Annotated in this window: 18 protein-coding genes; 15 read left to right on the forward strand and 3 right to left on the reverse strand. The window is 57.0% G+C overall.

Annotated features, from left to right (window positions below):
• Positions 1–16: 16 nt before the first annotated feature.
• The 3 genes from ACYVHC_RS07100 (at position 17) to ACYVHC_RS07110 (ending at position 2638) form a co-directional block, all read left to right on the forward strand.
• Positions 17–718, forward strand: a complete 702-nt coding sequence (locus ACYVHC_RS07100) for a response regulator transcription factor (RefSeq protein WP_460613136.1) — start codon at positions 17–19, stop codon at positions 716–718.
• A 101-nt stretch (positions 719–819) separates the two neighbouring features.
• Positions 820–1899 carry a sensor histidine kinase gene (locus ACYVHC_RS07105; protein WP_460612972.1) on the forward strand — a complete coding sequence of 360 codons (1080 nt, stop codon included), beginning with the start codon at positions 820–822 and terminating at the stop codon, positions 1897–1899.
• Positions 1900–1924: 25 nt separating this feature from the next.
• Positions 1925–2638, forward strand: a complete 714-nt coding sequence (locus ACYVHC_RS07110) for an RluA family pseudouridine synthase (RefSeq protein WP_460612973.1) — start codon at positions 1925–1927, stop codon at positions 2636–2638.
• Positions 2639–2706: 68 nt separating this feature from the next.
• On the opposite strand, the gene ACYVHC_RS07115 is transcribed toward ACYVHC_RS07110, so the two are convergent.
• Positions 2707–4167, reverse strand: coding sequence for a hypothetical protein (locus ACYVHC_RS07115; protein ID WP_460612974.1), 1461 nt, complete (start codon positions 4165–4167; stop codon positions 2707–2709).
• A gap of 401 nt (positions 4168–4568) precedes the next feature.
• Here ACYVHC_RS07115 and rplM point away from each other — a divergent pair, with 401 nt between their 5' ends.
• The 4 genes from rplM to tsf all read left to right on the forward strand — a co-directional run bounded on the left by rplM (position 4569) and on the right by tsf (position 7216).
• Positions 4569–5021 (forward strand): large ribosomal subunit protein uL13, encoded by a 453-nt coding sequence (gene rplM, locus ACYVHC_RS07120; RefSeq protein WP_460612975.1) that lies wholly within the window; start codon positions 4569–4571, stop codon positions 5019–5021.
• Between the two features lie 34 nt (positions 5022–5055).
• The gene (gene rpsI / locus ACYVHC_RS07125; protein ID WP_188556112.1) at positions 5056–5442 is read left to right on the forward strand and encodes a 30S ribosomal protein S9; all 387 of its coding nucleotides are present in this window, start codon (positions 5056–5058) and stop codon (positions 5440–5442) included.
• An 18-nt stretch (positions 5443–5460) separates the two neighbouring features.
• Positions 5461–6228, forward strand: a complete 768-nt coding sequence (rpsB, locus tag ACYVHC_RS07130; protein WP_460612976.1) for a small ribosomal subunit protein uS2 — start codon at positions 5461–5463, stop codon at positions 6226–6228.
• A 148-nt stretch (positions 6229–6376) separates the two neighbouring features.
• Positions 6377–7216 carry a translation elongation factor Ts gene (tsf, locus tag ACYVHC_RS07135; RefSeq protein WP_460612977.1) on the forward strand — a complete coding sequence of 280 codons (840 nt, stop codon included), beginning with the start codon at positions 6377–6379 and terminating at the stop codon, positions 7214–7216.
• 82 nt (positions 7217–7298) lie between these two features.
• Here the strand turns inward: tsf and ACYVHC_RS07140 are convergent, their stop codons facing one another.
• Positions 7299–7829, reverse strand: a complete 531-nt coding sequence (locus tag ACYVHC_RS07140; protein WP_460612978.1) for a DinB family protein — start codon at positions 7827–7829, stop codon at positions 7299–7301.
• A 144-nt stretch (positions 7830–7973) separates the two neighbouring features.
• Between ACYVHC_RS07140 and ACYVHC_RS07145 the strand changes: the two genes are divergently transcribed.
• Complete coding sequence (locus ACYVHC_RS07145) at positions 7974–9170, forward strand: pyridoxal phosphate-dependent aminotransferase (RefSeq protein WP_460612979.1); 1197 nt, start codon at positions 7974–7976, stop codon at positions 9168–9170.
• 66 nt (positions 9171–9236) lie between these two features.
• The gene (locus tag ACYVHC_RS07150; RefSeq protein WP_460612980.1) at positions 9237–9725 is read left to right on the forward strand and encodes a hypothetical protein; all 489 of its coding nucleotides are present in this window, start codon (positions 9237–9239) and stop codon (positions 9723–9725) included.
• Between the two features lie 73 nt (positions 9726–9798).
• On the opposite strand, the gene ACYVHC_RS07155 is transcribed toward ACYVHC_RS07150, so the two are convergent.
• Complete coding sequence (locus tag ACYVHC_RS07155) at positions 9799–10839, reverse strand: NAD(P)-dependent alcohol dehydrogenase (RefSeq protein WP_460612981.1); 1041 nt, start codon at positions 10837–10839, stop codon at positions 9799–9801.
• A 698-nt stretch (positions 10840–11537) separates the two neighbouring features.
• On the opposite strand from ACYVHC_RS07155, the gene ACYVHC_RS07160 reads away from it, so the two are divergent.
• The 6 genes from ACYVHC_RS07160 (at position 11538) to ACYVHC_RS07185 (ending at position 17592) form a co-directional block, all read left to right on the forward strand.
• Positions 11538–11762 carry a hypothetical protein gene (locus ACYVHC_RS07160; RefSeq protein WP_460612982.1) on the forward strand — a complete coding sequence of 75 codons (225 nt, stop codon included), beginning with the start codon at positions 11538–11540 and terminating at the stop codon, positions 11760–11762.
• Between the two features lie 18 nt (positions 11763–11780).
• Positions 11781–12584: a universal stress protein gene (locus tag ACYVHC_RS07165; protein WP_460612983.1), complete on the forward strand. Its 804-nt coding sequence runs from the start codon at positions 11781–11783 to the stop codon at positions 12582–12584.
• Positions 12585–12714: 130 nt separating this feature from the next.
• Positions 12715–13542, forward strand: coding sequence for a universal stress protein (locus ACYVHC_RS07170; RefSeq protein WP_460612984.1), 828 nt, complete (start codon positions 12715–12717; stop codon positions 13540–13542).
• A 224-nt stretch (positions 13543–13766) separates the two neighbouring features.
• On the forward strand, positions 13767–15116 hold the full coding sequence (gene nhaA, locus ACYVHC_RS07175) for a Na+/H+ antiporter NhaA (RefSeq protein WP_460612985.1): 1350 nt from the start codon (positions 13767–13769) through the stop codon (positions 15114–15116).
• Positions 15117–15666: 550 nt separating this feature from the next.
• On the forward strand, positions 15667–16941 hold the full coding sequence (locus ACYVHC_RS07180) for a sugar MFS transporter (RefSeq protein WP_460612986.1): 1275 nt from the start codon (positions 15667–15669) through the stop codon (positions 16939–16941).
• 147 nt (positions 16942–17088) lie between these two features.
• Entirely contained in the window at positions 17089–17592 is a 504-nt protein-coding gene (locus ACYVHC_RS07185) for a cupin domain-containing protein (protein ID WP_460612987.1), read from the forward strand.
• Positions 17593–17607: the final 15 nt, after the last annotated feature.

Raw genomic sequence — 17607 nt, forward strand, 5'->3', positions numbered from 1 at the left:
CAAACCACCTCGCCCCGTGCAACTAGCCGCCAACCCCAACGCGTACAAAATCCTGGTAGTCGACGATGACCCTGACATCGTGGAGCTGCTGGAGTACAACCTGCGCAAGGAAGGCTACGAGGTAGCCAGCGCCCCCGACGGCCGCAAGGCCCTGGAGGTAGCACCGCAGTTTGGCCCCGACATCATCCTGCTGGATGTGATGATGCCTAACTTAGATGGCATTGCCGCCTGCCGCCAGCTTCGGGAGCTGCCCCGCTTCAAGGACACGTACATTATTTTCCTGACGGCCCGCGCCGAGGAATTCTCGGAAGTAGCGGCCTTTGATGCTGGCGCCGACGACTTCATTGCCAAGCCCATTAAGCCCCGGGCCCTCATGAGCCGCTTGGCCGCCTTTGTGCGTCGCGATAAAGACCCGCAGGCCCAAACCGAAAGCATTGAAATTAACGGCCTCAAGATTGACCGCACGGGCTTTGCCGTGTACCAGGATGGACGTAAGATTTCCTTGCCGAAGAAAGAGTTTGAGCTGCTGGCTTTCCTGGCGGCCTCCCCGCACAAAGTGTTTGGGCGCGATGAGTTGCTGCAGAATATCTGGGGCAACGATGTATTTGTGCTGGCCCGCACCGTGGATGTACACGTGCGCAAGGTTCGCGAGAAAGTTGGCGACCATCACATCCAAACCATCAAGGGAGTCGGCTATAAGTTCAACACGGATAACTAGCAAACCCGTGAACTAGGGCACCAGAGGGTTTGAGGTCTGATTAGGCCTAGTAACACGTATACCCATTTGGTGCCTTGGCGCACTCTCTTACAACTGCGTGTATGCAGCTCACTATTTCCTCTCGCATCATTGCCATCATTCTGTCGTTGTTGGTGGCTTGCGTCCTGACGGCGGTGGCTATCTGGGCGCCTAGTCTGCCGCTGCGCGAAGGGGTGCTGGTGGCGGGAGGTAGCCTAGCAGCCTGTTTTCTGCTGCTGTATCTGATGTTTGAGGCCCTCATTTTTCGGGAAATCAACAACATCTACGAAGGCCTGGAGCACATTAAGCGTAAGGAATTTCGGCGCATGTCCAGCAAATTCCTGTTTCGGCCGGAGCCACTCAAGCGCATGCGCGACGAGATTCTGGACATGGCCCAGCGCAAGCAGCAGGAAATTGATGAGCTAAAACGCCTGCAGGTATTGCGCCGCGAGTTTCTGGCCGATGTATCGCATGAGCTGAAAACCCCAATTTTTGCTGCTCAGGGCTTCGTGCACACCATTCTCGACGACGATGACGTGGACGAGTTTACGCGCAAGAAATTCCTGCAAAAAGCCGCCACCAGCCTTGATGCGCTGGATGCCCTAGTACAGGACCTGGTTACCATTTCGCAGCTGGAAAAGGGGGTAGTGCGCATGCGCCGCCAGAACTTTGATATTGTGCAACTGGTACGCGACATTTTCGAACAGCTGGAGCTGAAAGCCGCTCGCCGCAACGTGAGTTTGGAGCTGGCGCCTGCTTCTGAAGGTTTGCGCGTGCTAGCCGACCGCAACCGCATCCGGCAAGTGCTGATCAATCTGATTGACAATGCCATAAAGTATGGCCGCGAAAATGGGCATGTGTTGGTTGCGCTACAGGAGAGCGGCAAAGGTGTGCGTATTAGTGTGCAGGATGACGGAGAAGGAATCCCGAAGCAGCATCAGAACCGCATTTTTGAGCGATTTTACCGGATTGATAAAAGCCGTACCCGCGAATCTAGGGATGCGGGCGGCTCTGGACTGGGGTTGGCCATCAGCAAGCACATTGTAGAGGCGCACAAATCCACCATTCGGGTGCGTAGCGAGTCGGGGCAAGGTACCACGCTGGAGTTTAAGCTACCGAAGCCACGGAAAGCCGCTGCGGTACTGGCAGCTAATGCGACGTAAGAAGTGAGTACCTTTGCCGCTCTTTATGAAGCTACCCCATTTCAACGACCTGATTCTGTTTGAGGACGAAGATTTCGTCGTCATCAACAAGCCACCGTTTCTCGCTACCCTCGATGAGCGATTTGGTGGGGCGCCCAACATCCTACGTTTGGCGCGCGAACAATACGACGATATCCAGGCTTGCCACCGCCTCGATAAAGAAACCAGTGGTGCCCTGGCCCTGGCCAAAAACCCGGCTGCTTACCGCCATTTGGCCATGCAGTTCGAGGATCGCCAGGTAAAAAAGGTGTACCACGCTGTGGCCTGGGGTGTGCACGATTACGACGGCTTGCGCGTAGACCGCAGCATAGAAACCACTACCAAAGGCAAGGCACGCTTGGCGTATAAAGGCAAACCTGCCGTAACGCTGGTACGCACGCTGGAGCCGTATGCGCGGCACACATTGCTGGAATGCCAACCCATTACGGGCCGTATGCACCAGATCAGGCTGCACCTAGCCTACCTGCAGGCTCCCATCGTCGGCGACGCCATGTACGGCGGCGACGACTTCTTTCTTTCCTCTCTGAAGCGCAAGTTCAATGTAAAGCAGGGCGAAGAAGAGCAGCCGTTCATCAAGCGCTTTGCCTTGCATGCGGCACAGATCACCTTTGCCAAAATGGACGGCGAGCAGGTAACAGTAGAAGCTCCCTACCCCAAAGACTTCCGGGTGTTGGTTGATACGCTCCGGCAATACAGCTAGGCCCCTAAACAACACAAAGCCGGCTCCAGTATGGGGCCGGCTTTGTGTTGTTTAGGGGCCTAGTGTTATCAGTTGATTTTCTCGAAGATGGCAATCCGCACGGAATCTGGGATGGGCTTGCGCTGGTTGCGAGCCATCACCTTCTTCCACAGTAGCCGGTAGTTTGGGTCTTGCTGCAGCAACGCAAAAGGCACTTGGCCTTCCATGATAGAATGCCAATCATCCCAGAACACGAGGGTGCCTTTGGGCAACGGCCAGCTGGTATCGCGCACCGCCGCTATTTCGCTGCGGTGCGGGCCGAACGGATCAGTGTGCAGCGCCAGCCCAAAGTACGGGTGCGTGTAGGCTACGTGCGGTGGGTTGCCGCGCTCTAATGCCCACACAGCGGCTTCCTCTATCAAAATCTGGTCGGCGGCGCGGCCAAAATCCCGTTGCCAGCGGAAAGAAGCCCGAGACCCGCAGAACAGAAACCCGACTACGGCCACGGCCAGCACCGTTTGAATGCGGCGCTGTGCCAGCGGAGTTTGGGCCAGCTCACTTAGAGCCACTACCCCCCGCAGGGCAATAAGGCTCAGCAACGGAGCAATGCCACACAGCACCCGCGCCATCCCGAAGGAGCCAAAAATGCCATACACCCAGAAAATGGTGTGGGCCACCACAAACACCACTACGCTGCCATATACCAGCAGTAGCTCAGCTGTGAAAAGCGGCGGTTGTCGACGCAGGGCTGGTCGCGCCCACTCTACTAGCATCCGCAACCCGCCCAACCAAAACAGCCCGTACAATACCCAGCCCATGGTGTTGGGCAGGCTGCGGATAAAGTGCCACGCGTCGCCGTGGCCATAGTTGAGGTTGCGTGTTGGGTACGCATTGCGACTGAAGGCCCATAGAAAATCATCGTACACGAAAAGGCCCGCCATGCCGTACACCACAAAGCCCAGCCCGAGCCAGGGCAAAACGCGCCATTGCCGGGTAACCAGCAAGTAAAAGCCGTACACTCCCAGGATCAAATAGCCCTCGGAGCGCGCAAAAGGCAGAAACGACAAGACCACAGCGCCCCAACTTGTCTTTCCGCGGAGCGCCAGCGCTACCCCCGCCATCAGCACCAAGCTAAATGTAGGCTCTGTCAGGCCCGAGAACTGAATTCGGAAGTACTCCGGAGAGGCGTAGCAGAACAGAATTGCCAGCCACGGCCACGGCAGCCGCAGGTACCGCGCTGCCTCATACGCCAGGCCCGCGGCCGCCGCTACTACCAGGCACTGGTACACCATTACGCCCCGCAGACCGAATAGCGCCGGCACCGCCATCAGCTCTACTACCAGCGGCTTCGACCACGACTCCAGAAAGTTGATTGGGTGGGCAAACGCATAGCGCGCAAACACATAGTGCAGAATGCTGTCACTGGAATCGAAGGTGCTCTGAGTAACAAACGCGGTAACTAACGAGACGAGCAGCAACCCGAGCAGCAACCCATACGCCCGCCGGTCAGCAGGCAGAGAAGTGGCTGAAGAAGATGTATAGAAAGGCATACTACGTGTAAGAATTCGCAGAAGTCAGCAAGCACTAGGTCAGGGGAGGCCGCAAACCGCAGCAGCATTCAGGCCTCAGGGGCTAGGTGGTGCACTACTGCGGCGGCAGCGGCTAGCCCCTACCCGGCCGGCAACCCGGTGCTGCTATTATGGCTACTTGTGTATATCTTATTTCGACTAGGCCCCTGGGCTGGCATAACCGGGGCTGCTGGCGGGAAAGCCAGTATTTGGCCTTAAAGGTAGCTATTCCCGTATGCCCCGGAGGCGGCCGCAGTAAGTGTTTCAGGAACAATTAGTAGCCGCTGGTTTGAATATTCGGGGAAAGACGGTAACTTTGTGTCCGTTTTCCCCGAACCCTGTTCGGCTTCTTCTTCATTTTCAAACGCTTATCCTCCTACCCAATGGATCATCTGAGCTTCAAGACGGTATCCGTCAACAAAGCCAACGCCAACAAGGGCTGGGTTGTGGTTGACGCCGCCGACGCTACCCTGGGTCGTCTGTCTAGCCAAATTGCCAACATGTTGCGTGGCAAGCACAAACCCTCCTTCACGCCCAACTCGGATTGTGGCGACAACGTCATCGTCATCAACGCCGACAACCTTCGCGTGACCGGCAAAAAGATGACCGACAAAATCTACATCACGCACTCGGGTTATCCCGGCGGTCAGAAGCGCATTAACCTGCGTGACAAGAAAGCCAAGAACTCGACCCGCGTGATTGAGCACGCCGTACGTGGTATGCTGCAGGGCAACAAACTGGGCGCGGAGCAGTTCCGTAACCTGTATGTGTATGCCGGCACGACGCATCCCCACGAAGCCCAGCAGCCGAAAGCTGTTTCTCTCACGAATCTCTAAGCCGTTTTCGGCCCCTCTTTAACTTCTTCACTTAATGGAAATCTCCAATACCTCTGGTAGAAGAAAAACCTCGGTGGCCCGCATCTACATGCAGGCCGGGCAAGGGAATATCACTATCAACGGCCGGGACATCAAGGCGTACTTCGCTAACGAGCTCCTGGAAAACATCGTGAACCAGCCTTTGGCTACTGTCGAGCAAGTCGGCCAGTACGACATTAAGGTTAACGTGCGCGGTGGTGGCATTTCGGCTCAGGCCGAGGCTATCCGTCTGGCCATCTCGAAAGCCCTTGTGGGCGACAACGCTGAGGTTCGCCCAGCGCTGAAGAAAGAAGGCTTCCTGACCCGTGACCCGCGCATGGTGGAACGCAAGAAATTCGGCAAGCGTAAAGCTCGTCGCTCGTTCCAGTTCTCGAAACGCTAATCCCAGAGGAAATTTATCATGGCTCAGTCCACCACTTATAAAGAGCTGCTTGATGCCGGTGCCCACTTTGGTCACCTTACGCGCAAGTGGGACCCGAAAATGGCGCCGTACATCTTCATGGAGAAGAACGGCATCCACATTATCGACCTGAACAAAACCCTGGTTTCGTTGGAGCAGGCCGCCTCGGCCATCCGCAACATTGCAAAGAGCGGCCGCAAGGTTATGTTCGTTGCAACCAAGAAGCAGGCTCAGGAAATTGTAACGGAAGAAGCGAAGCGCCTGAAAATGCCTTTCGTAACGGACCGTTGGTTGGGCGGCATGCTCACCAACTTCACCACCGTTCGCAAGTCGCTGAAGAAGATGAGCACCATCGACAAGATGGTAAAGGAAAACACTGCGTACGCTGCACTTGCCAAGCGCGAGCGTCTCATGCTGTCGCGTGAGCGTGAAAAGCTGGAGCGTGTTCTGGGCGGCATCGCCGACCTGAGCCGCCTGCCCGCTGCTTTGTTCGTGATTGACGTAAAGCGCGAGCACATTGCCGTGAAAGAAGCTCAGAAATTGGGCATTCCGGTATTTGCTATCTGCGATACGAACTCAAACCCCGAGCTGGTTCAGTTCCCAATCCCGGCGAACGACGACGCCTCGAAGTCTATCCAGCTCATCGTGAGCGTAATGGGTAAGGCTATCGAAGACGGCCTGTCGGAGCGGAAAGTCGACAAGGAAGATGCCGACAAGAAGCAAGCCGAAGAAGAAGGCATCCAGGAGAAGCAAGCTGCCGACGAATAGGCTAGCTGCCCTCTAAGGAAAAGGGAACATGCGAAGCACTCGGCTCCGGTGTTCCCTTTTTCTATAGTTGCCCGGGAAGGTGCTACGGCTCTTATTCTTGGCACCTAAAAAAACAGAAAACCCTCTCAACCTCATATAACTCACAACAATGGCAGCAATTACCGCCGCAGACGTGAACAAGCTGCGCACCATGACTGGTGCGGGCATGATGGATTGCAAAAAAGCACTGACCGAAGCCGATGGTGACTTCGAGGCTGCTCGTGACATTCTGCGTAAGCAGGGCCAGAAAATTGCCGACAAGCGTGCTGAGAATGCTACTGCCGAAGGCGTAGTACTCGCGGCTGTAAGCGAAGATGGCACCAACGGCAAACTGGTTGCGCTGGCTTGCGAAACTGAGCCCGTTGCCAAAGTAGAAGACTTCAAAAACCTGGCGCAGCAAATCCTGGCTACGGCTGTGAAAAGCAACGCTTCTTCGAAAGAAGAGCTGCTGGCTTCAGCTCAGGAAGACGGCCGCTCGCTGCAGGAGCACATCACGGACCTGATGGGCAAAATTGGCGAGAAGCTGGACGTAGTTGCGTACGAAAACGTAACGGCCGAGAAAGTTGCTTCTTACATCCACTCGGATAACAAGAAGGGCGTTCTGGTGGCTATGAAGAACGTAGGCGGTGCCGATGTAACCACTGTAGGCCGCGACGTAGCAATGCAAATTGTAGCGATGCGCCCAGTTGCTCTCGACAAAGACGGCGTTGACGCTGCTACCATCGAGCGTGAAATTGAAATCGGCAAAGAGCAGGCGCGCGCTGAAGGCAAGCCAGAAGCTATGCTGGAGAAAATTGCTCAGGGCAAGCTGAACAAGTTCTACAAAGAGAACACCCTGCTCAACCAGGAGTTCGTAAAGGACAGCTCGGTTACCATCTCCCAGCTGCTCGACAAGACGCAGAAAGGCCTGACCATTTCGGACTTCAAGCGCGTAGCTATCGTAGGCTAAGCTTCCTAGAAGTTTAAATTGTAGAAAAGTCCCACTGGCAGCTGCCGGTGGGACTTTTTATTTTATATAACTCTGTATACTGCTATCTGCCTGCCTCAGCCTGCACTACCCTTGCCGTAACCAGCAACTGGCCCACATGGCGCGTAGTATGCTCAGCGGCATGAACCAACAAGCCCATTACGGTACTAGGTAGCCCAGCGCGCCCAACCGGCCGAAACTCCGGTAATGTAGCCTCTGGAGTAGTGTGCAGGGCAGTAAGCATGGTCTCTACAGCATCGGAGAACTGCTGCACCAGGTTTGCGGTGGTATCGGGGGTAGTAGGGCCGTCTTTTTCCTGGGCCAGGAACTGAAACTGCCCTTCATTCAGGGGCTCATGGCGGGCGTAGGTTTGCATGCGGTCTAGTACTCCGGCCAGGTGGCGCAGGTGAAAGCCGACGGAAGCCACCCCAGCCGGACGGGCAGAAAGCAGTGCGTCTGGAAAAGCCTTAAGAGCTGCTGTAACTTCTTCCCGCGCCTGTAGGATGGCGAAGGCGAGGGGCTGCAGCAACGGAGAAATATTCGGAAGTGGGCCGCGCAGCCATACTTCAGGCAGGTGGGAAGCAGGAGTTTGCATAGAGTGAAAACTGAAATCAGGTGCTGGAGTTTGCGCAGAAGCCACGTTAGCTCTGATGCCCTCACGTAGCTAGTACGGCTGGCCGCCGCTCGGAAGTTTAGAATATAGTGGCTGATTTTAGGCTCGTGACGTAACTTTAAGCCCATGCTTCAACCTTCGCAGCGTGGTGTGGCCTTGCCGCCCTCTCCTTACCGTCGACTCACCCCGTATGCCGATGCTGCTCGTCAGCGCGGTATTACGGTGCATCCGCTCAATATTGGGCAGCCTGATATTGAGACGCCGCCGGCTATGCTGGCCGCTGTGCAGCAGGCCGATATCCGGGTACTGGAGTATGGCCCCACGGCAGGTTACTTAAGTTACCGCCAGAAACTAGCCGACTACTACCAACGCTTGGGCCTAGATGTTACGGCCGAGGAAATATTGGTGACAACGGGCGGCAGCGAGTCGATTTCCTTTGCTTTGCTGGCGTGCCTGAACCCCGGCGACGAGTTCATTGTACCCGAGCCGTTTTATGGCCCCTACACAGCGTTTGCCATTTCTACTGGCACGCACGTAGTGCCCGTGGCCTCGCATCTGGAAGAGGATTTTGCCTTACCCCCTATTGCGGAGTTTGAGCAGAAAATAACCCCGCGTACCAAGGCCATCCTGATCTGCAGCCCCAACAACCCCACCGGCTACGTGTACAGCCGGCAGGAGCTGGAGCAACTGAAGGACCTGTGTCTGCGGCACAATCTGTTTCTGCTTTCCGATGAGGCGTACCGTGAGTTCTGTTATGACGACGCGTACACCAGCTCCCTGCATTTGCAAGGAGCTGATGACCACATCGTGCTGCTCGATACCATTTCGAAGCGCTACAGCGCCTGCGGAGCCCGCATTGGCGCGCTAGTAACCAAGAACAAAACCTTGCGCGACGTAATATTCAAGCTGGCTCAGTTGCGCGTATGCCCGCCCGGACTAGGTCAACTATTGGCCGAAGCCGCCGCCGACCTGCCCGAAGACTACTTCGACCATACCAAGGCCGAGTACCAGGCCCGTCGCGACCTGATGGTAAGCCGTTTGCGGGCCATGCCGGGCGTGCGCTGCCCCCTGCCCCGCGGCGCTTTTTATGTGCTGTGCCATTTGCCCGTAGACGATGCCGAACGCTTTGCCCAGTGGCTGCTGGAGGAATTTCAGTACCAGGGCCAGACACTGATGGTGTCGCCGGCGGCGGGGTTTTATGCCACGGCGGAGCTAGGGCGCCAGCAGATGCGGCTAGCGTACGTGGTGAACCAGGAAGTTATTACGCAAGCCATGGACTGCCTGGAGGTGGCTTTGCGTGAGTATCCGGGGCGGCAGCTGTAACACGGTTTTCTCTTTTAACCGGGCTTTTTCTATCTTCTGGGCTGATTGTTGCCTCTTTCCGCTCCGATGAAACGCTTTCTACCTCTCCTGTTGCTGCCGTTGCTAGGGTCAGCTCCGCTGGCAACCCCTTCCGTGCCCGAATCGGCCCGGCTGCTCACGTTGCGTATCAATGGGCAAGCGGTAGCAACGGACACCACTAGCTCCCGCTTTTTTCTAGGGGCCGACCGAGCCCTGCGCCTCAACATTGTGCGAGCCGATGACCCCGACGGCGAAGGCCTCACCATCATCATCGACCGGTTTCCGATTCAGGCTGGCACCTACAGCTTCCAGGAAATACTGAGCGGGCGCAACCGCGACGCCTCCTACCGCTACGGCAACACCGCCGCCTACTCCAAGTCCTGCCCCGATAACCCGGGCTCCGTGACCATTACGGGCGTAAATGCAGCGCGGCACTGGCTGATGGGGACCTACCGTTGCCAGGTCTGCGAATCGGGCCGCGGCGGCAAGCGCCTGACGCTGGAGGGCTCGTTTCGCTACCCTGTGTTGGAGGAGTAACCGTCACCTACTGCAAAGCAAAAAGCCCGGCTCCTACACAGGAGACCGGGCTTTTTCAATATAGTGCTGCTATTTATATCGTGGCCAGATCCAGCACGAAGCGGTACTTCACATCCGACTTCATCATGCGCTCATAGGCTTCGTTGATGTAGTCCATCCGAATCACCTCAATGTCGCTCATGACGTTGTGCTCGGCGCAGAAATCCAGCATTTCCTGCGTTTCCTTGATGCCCCCAATCAGCGAGCCAGCAATGCGGCGGCGCTTGGCAATAAGATTAAACGCGTGCAGTTGTGGCGCTTCCGGCGGCACGCCTAGCAGTACCATGGTACCGTCGCGGCGCAGGGTGTTGATGTAAGGCGCCAAGTCCATCGGGGCCGACACCGTGTTGATAATCAGATCAAAGTAGTTGGAAACCGACTTCATGGCCTCTTTCTCCTTGGTTACCACAAACTTGTGGGCACCCAGGGCTTTGGCATCGGCTTCTTTGCTGGGCGAGGTGCTGAGCACGGTTACTTCGCAGCCCATAGCGGCCGCAAATTTTACGGCCATATGGCCCAGGCCACCCAGGCCCATTACGGCTACCCGGTCGCCAGCCTTGGCGTTCCACTGGCGCAGCGGCGACCAGGTGGTAATGCCGGCGCACAGCAGCGGGGCTACTCGGGCCAAATCAAGCTTTTCCGACACGTGCAGCACAAACTTTTCCGTTACCACAATCTGGTTGGAATAGCCACCGTGCGTGATGGTACCGTCGCGGTCTTTGGAGCCGTAGGTGCCCACAAACCCTTCGTCGCAGTACTGCTCTAGGCCGTCGTTGCAGTCGGGGCAGTGCTGGCAAGAGTCAACCATACAGCCAACACCCGCCAAGTCGCCGGCCTTAAAACCGGTTACGTGGGTGCCTACTTCGGTAACGCGACCCACAATTTCGTGGCCAGGCACCATGGGGAAAATAGAGCCGCCCCACTCATTGCGCACCTGATGCACATCGGAGTGGCACACGCCACAGAAAAGAATCTCGATACGAACATCGTGCGGACCGACGTCGCGGCGTTGAAAATCGAAGGGAACGAGGGGAGCATGCGCAGCCGGAGCTGCATAGCCTTTTGCTTCTGACATGAAGAGGGTTGGTTGGATAGAACTGATTAATTCAGAACGGAACCAAGACAACGTTTTCAGAGGCGGAATGTTTAGGAAACCTGCACCTTGGGCAGCGCTGGCGGTTGTGTTTTTGCGAGGGGCTAGTGGGCAGAGTCGCGCCAGCCGGCGTTGGGATTTCACATACCGGACCTTCGGTTTTGCCTCTAGAGTTGGGGTTTGTGAATGGTTGGGGGCTAGTGGGGCATCAGCAGAAGGGCCACTACTGGCTGGCAGCGGCGCCAGATTGACGGCAAGCGTATTTATATACCAGGCAGATTACTAGGCCGAAAAGATGACCAAAGTCAGGTAACTACCTGATGGTCATCATAGTGAACCAAATGACTTTATCTGATATTTACTATTGTATATAGTCACCTGCATTTGGTGAAGCATCCACTTTTAACTGCTTCCTGCCATGGTCACGCCCACTTTCTGGTTTTCGTTGTTGCTGCTGGCGTTAGTTGCCCTTGGATGGCACCAAAGCCGCACCGCAACCGCCTGAGTACGCTTCGCTCTCAGCTTGGCTATTGCAGCCCGCTCCTTGGCTGAGAGCCGCCTATTGGCCGCATACTACTTACCCTGCCCTTCTCTCCTAGCGGCTTGCCGACTGAATTTCCCTGGCAGGGTAGGTTTCTGCCCTTCGCATCCTCTGCATTACACCTAATAAGCCGTGCATCATGAACCACGAAACTGCTTATAAAGCCCGGTCGCGCTATCCAGTACCATCCACCATAGGCTCTGAATCTGAAGCCACGTTGCGCGGCCGCATCCGGCCGCGCCAGGATCCGGTTGCCCCGAACTACCTGCCCAAGGAGTACCAACCGCTTGATGACACCGTGACGGAAGCTAAGGGCCTAGCGCAGAACGGCGACGCCACGGGCGCTTACGCTGGCTCATTCTAACCTTCTTATCTCGCTACTATGACTCCTGCGCTGGTTGTTCTTACTGATTTTTTTGCCGTTTCAAACCGGGCCTTATCCTATGCGGCGGGCCTAGCAGTGCCATTGCACGCCCACCTTGTACTGCTGCATGTTCGGCATGATGCGCTGCTTTCTCCGCAGCAGTACGCGCAACGCAGCGAACAGCAGGTATACCAAGCCCTAAATCATCTGGCAGAGGATCAACCGGTTCCAACACAGGTAGAAATCTCAGCGCGCTTTCTGCCGGAAGCAGTAGAAGATTCCGTACATCATCATCAGCCGCAATTGCTGGTACTGGGCCGCTCCTCTACCGCGCCCATAGAGGTAGTAGCCAGCGCCGCCACTGACCTGCTCCGCCACGTGCCTTACCCGCTGCTGATAGTGCCTCCGGTTGGGTGGGATGCCTTTCCGCCGCGCCGCCTAGCCCTGGCCGTTGATGGCGAGCCCTTTTCACTTTATGACAGCCAGCAGATAGTACCGCAGCTGCAGCACGCACTACACGCCTCGCTCCAAGTGATTTACGTAGCCAAACCAGATGTTCCGGAACACGCCCCCGAGCAGATTCTGCGTACCATCCGCACCAGCGGGTTAGGCGAAAAAATGGGACCGGACTCGGTGCATATCGTGCGCAGCACTGAGCCGGCCGCCGGAATTCAGCAGGCGGCCGCTGAGCTGGGGGTTGATATGCTAGTGGTGGTGGCGCGGCAGCATACGTTGCTGGGTGGCCTGTTTCATCACAGCGTTACGGCTCAGCTTATCGGCGAAAGTGCCATTCCGGTACTGCTGCTGCCAGCACTAGGGTAACGGAAGAGCCCAAGTGCCCTCTACAGCCATGCCACGCAGCCCTATAGGAACACCACGTTTGCTAGCCCCATCAACGGCTTCAACCTATCAGTAATCAGCATCTTGTCTTAGCAACACAACACCTATACCCATGCAACCTTCCTTTGTTGTCCTGACCGATTTTACGACTGCGGCGGAAGCGGCCATCCGCTACACCATTCGGTTGGCCACCAAAACCGAAGGCCGCTTGGTATTACTGCATGTGTACCAAGACCCAGTATTGGAGCCGACGGTAATGGCCATGAACGTTCCGCTGGTGATGAGCACCCGTAAGCAGATACAAGCCGACCTACTGCAGCGCGCCGAGCAGATGCCGCTGCCTACCGAGGTTGAGCTTACGGCTAATATGTTGCCGGATGCCGTAACCGATGTAGTGCAGCGCTATCATCCGCTGCTGCTGGTGCTGGGCCGCGAAAAATCCGATACACTGCTTGACCGTCTGATTCGCCATCAGGCGGCACCAATTTTGCAGGCGGCACATTATCCGTTGCTGCTGGTGCCCGAAAGCTGGACAGAAACTGAATTACCCAGCCGCATTGCCGTGGCCGTAGATGACCACAGCTTCTGGCTTACGGCCCCTTCCCTGGCCCTGACTGACTTGCTGACGGCGCTGCAGCCCGATACAACGGTAGTACACGTTACCCCCGATGGGCCTGCTTCCGGCCAGAACACCATAGGGCTGGAAGCGGTACACCGCACCGCCATGTTCGGGCCGTTGCCCGCCACCTGCTTCCACCACATACCCCACGACGACCCGGCCGAAGGCATTCTGCAGGCTGCCACTGACCTGCAGACCCAGCTACTTGTAGTGCTGGCCCGGCCGCACACCTTCCTGGGTAGCCTGTTTCACCGCAGCGTGACGGCGCAACTGCTGCGCCATAGCCCCGTGCCGGTATTGGTACTGCCCACCATGGCCTAGGTCTCGTACCAACCTGAACTTAGAGCCTAACGGTCAGAAAGTTCTCTAGGGCTGCTGTTAGCCCGTCCGGCGAAATAACAAGTGGCGAAACTTGCTACTGCTGCTCATCAAATTCCGTAGACTAGTACCTTCAGGCCCACATCAGCCACCGCCGTTTGCGGGGTGGCTGATGTGGGCCTGACGATGGAGCGCTCCACTTGAGTTGCTCGTACTACTCTCAACCTATGGTGCTACCTACCCTTGTTAAACCCCTGATTCGTCCGTTTACTGAGTTCTTTCGGCGGGAGGCCGCGGCCGGTATTGTGCTGCTGATCAGTGCCGTGCTGGCCCTGGTGCTGGCCAACTCCGACTGGGGCCCGGCTCAGCATTTCCCTGCTATCTGGAACCAGCACATCCGGATATCAATCCATAACTTAGTTCTTGACCATAGCTTGCTGCACTGGATCAACGACGGGCTGATGACCGTGTTTTTCCTGATTGTGGGCCTGGAAATTAAGCGGGAGGTGCTGGAGGGTGAGCTTTCCTCGGTGCGGCAGGCGGCCTTGCCCATTGTAGGAGCCCTAGGAGGCATGGTAGTGCCGGCGCTGCTCTTTACTTTTTTCAACCACGGAACACCTACGGCCGGAGGCTGGGGCATTCCAATGGCTACGGACATTGCCTTTGCGCTGGCCGTGCTGCAGCTGCTAGGTCCGCGTGTGCCGCTAGCCCTGAAGGTTTTCCTAACGGCCTTGGCCATTGTAGATGACCTAGGGGCAGTGCTCGTCATTGCCGGGTTTTACACCGAGCAGCTACACCTAAACTACCTCTTGTTGGCACTGGGCACTTGGGGTGTGCTGCTGCTTTTCAATATGCTTCTGGTCCGGAGCTTGTGGGCGTACCTACCGCTGGGTGCCGTACTGTGGTTTTTCATGCTGAAGTCGGGGGTACATGCCACGCTGGCCGGCGTGTTGCTGGCCGCGGCTATTCCGTTCCGCATACCGTTCACCCGGCAGGCGCTGCTGCACCTGATTGATGAGCGACTGGCCCTGATACGCACGGAAGTACACACGGATGCGGCCGATCCTCGGATTATCAGTGAAGAGTTGGAGGCGCTTTATCTGCGCAGCAGCTCCCCGGCCCAGCGCTTGGAGCAGCAGCTGCACACGGCCGTAGCGTTTGGTATCATACCGCTGTTCGCGTTTGCCAATACCAGCTTAGTGCTGGAGCCGGCCGTATTCCGGCAGCTCAGTTCGCCATTGGCCTTGGGAATTTTGGCAGGCTTACTTATTGGCAAGCCGCTGGGTATTGGCGGGCTGGCGTGGGTAGTGATTCGGCTGGGCTGGATAACGCTGCCGCCCGGCGTCAGCTGGAAGCAGCTGTGGGGCGCGGGCATTCTGGCCGGCATTGGCTTTACCATGTCCATTTTCATCACGCTGCTAGCCTTGGGCGAAGAATCCGTGGGGGCTGATGTAGCTAAGTTGGCCATCTTGGTGGCGTCGTTGTGTGCTGGCGCGCTGGGCTACACCTTACTGCGCTTTGCAGGCCCAGCAACGCTGGCACCAGCCACTGAAAGCAAAACGGCCGGCGCTGTTTAACGAAGCCTATCATTTATGCAGCACCTCCAGGTCTCGGACTAGACAAGCCCTAATCGGAAAGCTCTACCCGCCTTTATCCGCGGTACCATCTATGAAGCGGCCATACCCACGAGGTTTTGCCAGGGCCAGAGCTACACCACGTTCAAATATAGCAACCTGCCCTGCAACGTTGCTGCCATTTGGCGCGGAGCACTAGTGGGCTCATATAAGGCTAGTACGGAAGTTGTGTAGGGATTTCTGAACGATGAGCTAGCTCGGATTACGCGCCCCGTAAAGCGGCTGAAGGCTTCTGAGTAGTAGAATTTCACCTGGGTGAAAGACGTGAGCTTACTTTCACCAGCAAGCCATAGGCTGATTGGAGTTATCCTGACACGGATGGGCAAATTCGGCTGGAAGATGGTTACTTTACGCTACGCGTTAGTGACCAGAGCAAGCGGGTTCGCTATACTGGCACCAACTCATCAACTTCCACCACCGGTTCTGCCACGGGTTCAGGCAGCAACTGAGCTGGTTCATTAGTCCTGCCCATTCTTCATTCAACAGTCCTTTTATGGCGTCCCCCTCTCCCACCTTATCTACTCCCCAAGTTGCCGGCCCCGGCACTCCGCAGCGCTACACCTCCGCGTTGGCGGCCGTCACTACCCTGTTCTTTCTCTGGGGCTTTATCACCTGTCTCAACGATATCCTGATTCCGTATCTGAAGGTTGTTTTTCAGCTCTCCTATACCCAAGCCAACCTGATTAACTTTTGCTTTTTCGGGGCCTACTTTCTGGTGAGCATTCCGGCCGGCAAGCTGGTGGCCAAGGTGGGCTACAAGCGGGGCATGCTGATCGGCTTTGGCGTGGCCGCTATCGGGGCCTACTTGTTTTACCCGGCCGCTGCCCAACGGGCCTATGGTCTGTTTTTGGGGGCACTTTTTGTACTGGCTTCCGGCATCACCATTCTGCAGGTGGCCGCCAACCCCTACGTGGCCATTCTGGGCCCGCCGGAGTCGGCCTCCGCACGTCTGACGCTAACGCAGGCCTTCAACTCGCTGGGCACCTACCTCGCCCCAAAAATAGGGGCCGTACTCATTCTGAGTCAATTGCCTAAAGTTGTGAATGAGACCACCGCCGCCAGCCTGGATGTAACAGCCGTGCAGACTCCGTACCTGGTTATTGGCACCGTGTTGCTAGTGATCAGCCTGCTGCTCAGCCGCGTGAACCTGCCCCAGATTGCGCACACAGCCGAAGACACCGTTACGACGGGCAGCGGCGCGGGCAGCGCCTGGAACTACCGGCATCTGGTGTTCGGGGTAGTGGGCATTTTCGCCTACGTAGGGGCCGAAGTGGCCATTGGCTCACACATTGTAAACTACCTCGGCCTGCCCGACGTGATGGGCTTAAACGAAGAGCAAGCCGGCAGTCAGGTAGCCAACTACTGGTTTGCGGCGATGGTGGGCCGCTTTGCGGGCGCGTACCTGCTGGGCAAGATTTCACCCGGCAAACTCCTGGCCTTTAATGCGGTGGGCGCCATTGTTCTGGTGCTGATTTCGATTAACACCACCGGCGCGGTGGCCATGTGGAGCCTGCTGGCCGTGGGCCTGATGAACTCTTTGATGTACCCGACCATCTTCACGCTGGCCGTGGCCGGACTAGGTCGTCATACGGAGCAAGCCTCGGGGCTGCTGTGCACGGCCATCGTGGGCGGGGCCGTGATTCCGCTGCTGTTCGGCGTCATCGCCGACCACAGCACCCTACGCCTGGCTCTACTGGTGCCCGCTGCGTGCTACCTCTACATTATGTGGTACGGGCTGCGGGGCAGCCGCCGTGCAGCCGTAGCGTAGGCCTAGGCACCAAACACAAGAGCTGTAGGCGCCTAGGTAGCACTGGGACTCAAACCGGTTGGGGCAGGCAACACGCCAGGTGGGCATGCCCCCAACCGGTTTAGCTTTTTCTTCTGACCTTATTTTCTTCATTCATATCAACTACTTATGAGCGCTGAATTATCTAAGCAGCAGCTGTTCCGGCAAACTCAGCAGCAGCTCCAGGAGCAAGGGTTCCGTATCGAGAGCCAGGATGACACACGCCCCTGGGGTGGCTTTTTTGTGCTGGACGAAACGCAAGCGCAGGAATTTGCCGACCTCTACTTCGACGGCTTGTCAGTGGAGGGGCTGAGGATTTCGGGCAAACTGAGCCCTAAAATTCTGCTGGTTGCCCCGCACCAGCGCCTCTCCTGGCAGTACCACCACCGCCGCGCCGAAATCTGGCGCGTGGTTAGCGGCACGGTAGGCGTGATAACCAGCCCAACGGATGAAGAAGGCGAGCTAAAAACCTATGGCCCCGGCGACCAGATTACCTTGCAGCAGGGTGAGCGCCACCGCCTCGTGGGCCTGGAGGACTGGGGCACTATTGCCGAAATCTGGCAACACACCGACGCCCACCAGCCCTCCGACGAAGCCGACATCGTGCGCGTGCAGGACGACTTCGGCCGCTAAGCTAGCCTACTAGCA

Source organism: Hymenobacter seoulensis (assembly GCF_054780535.1).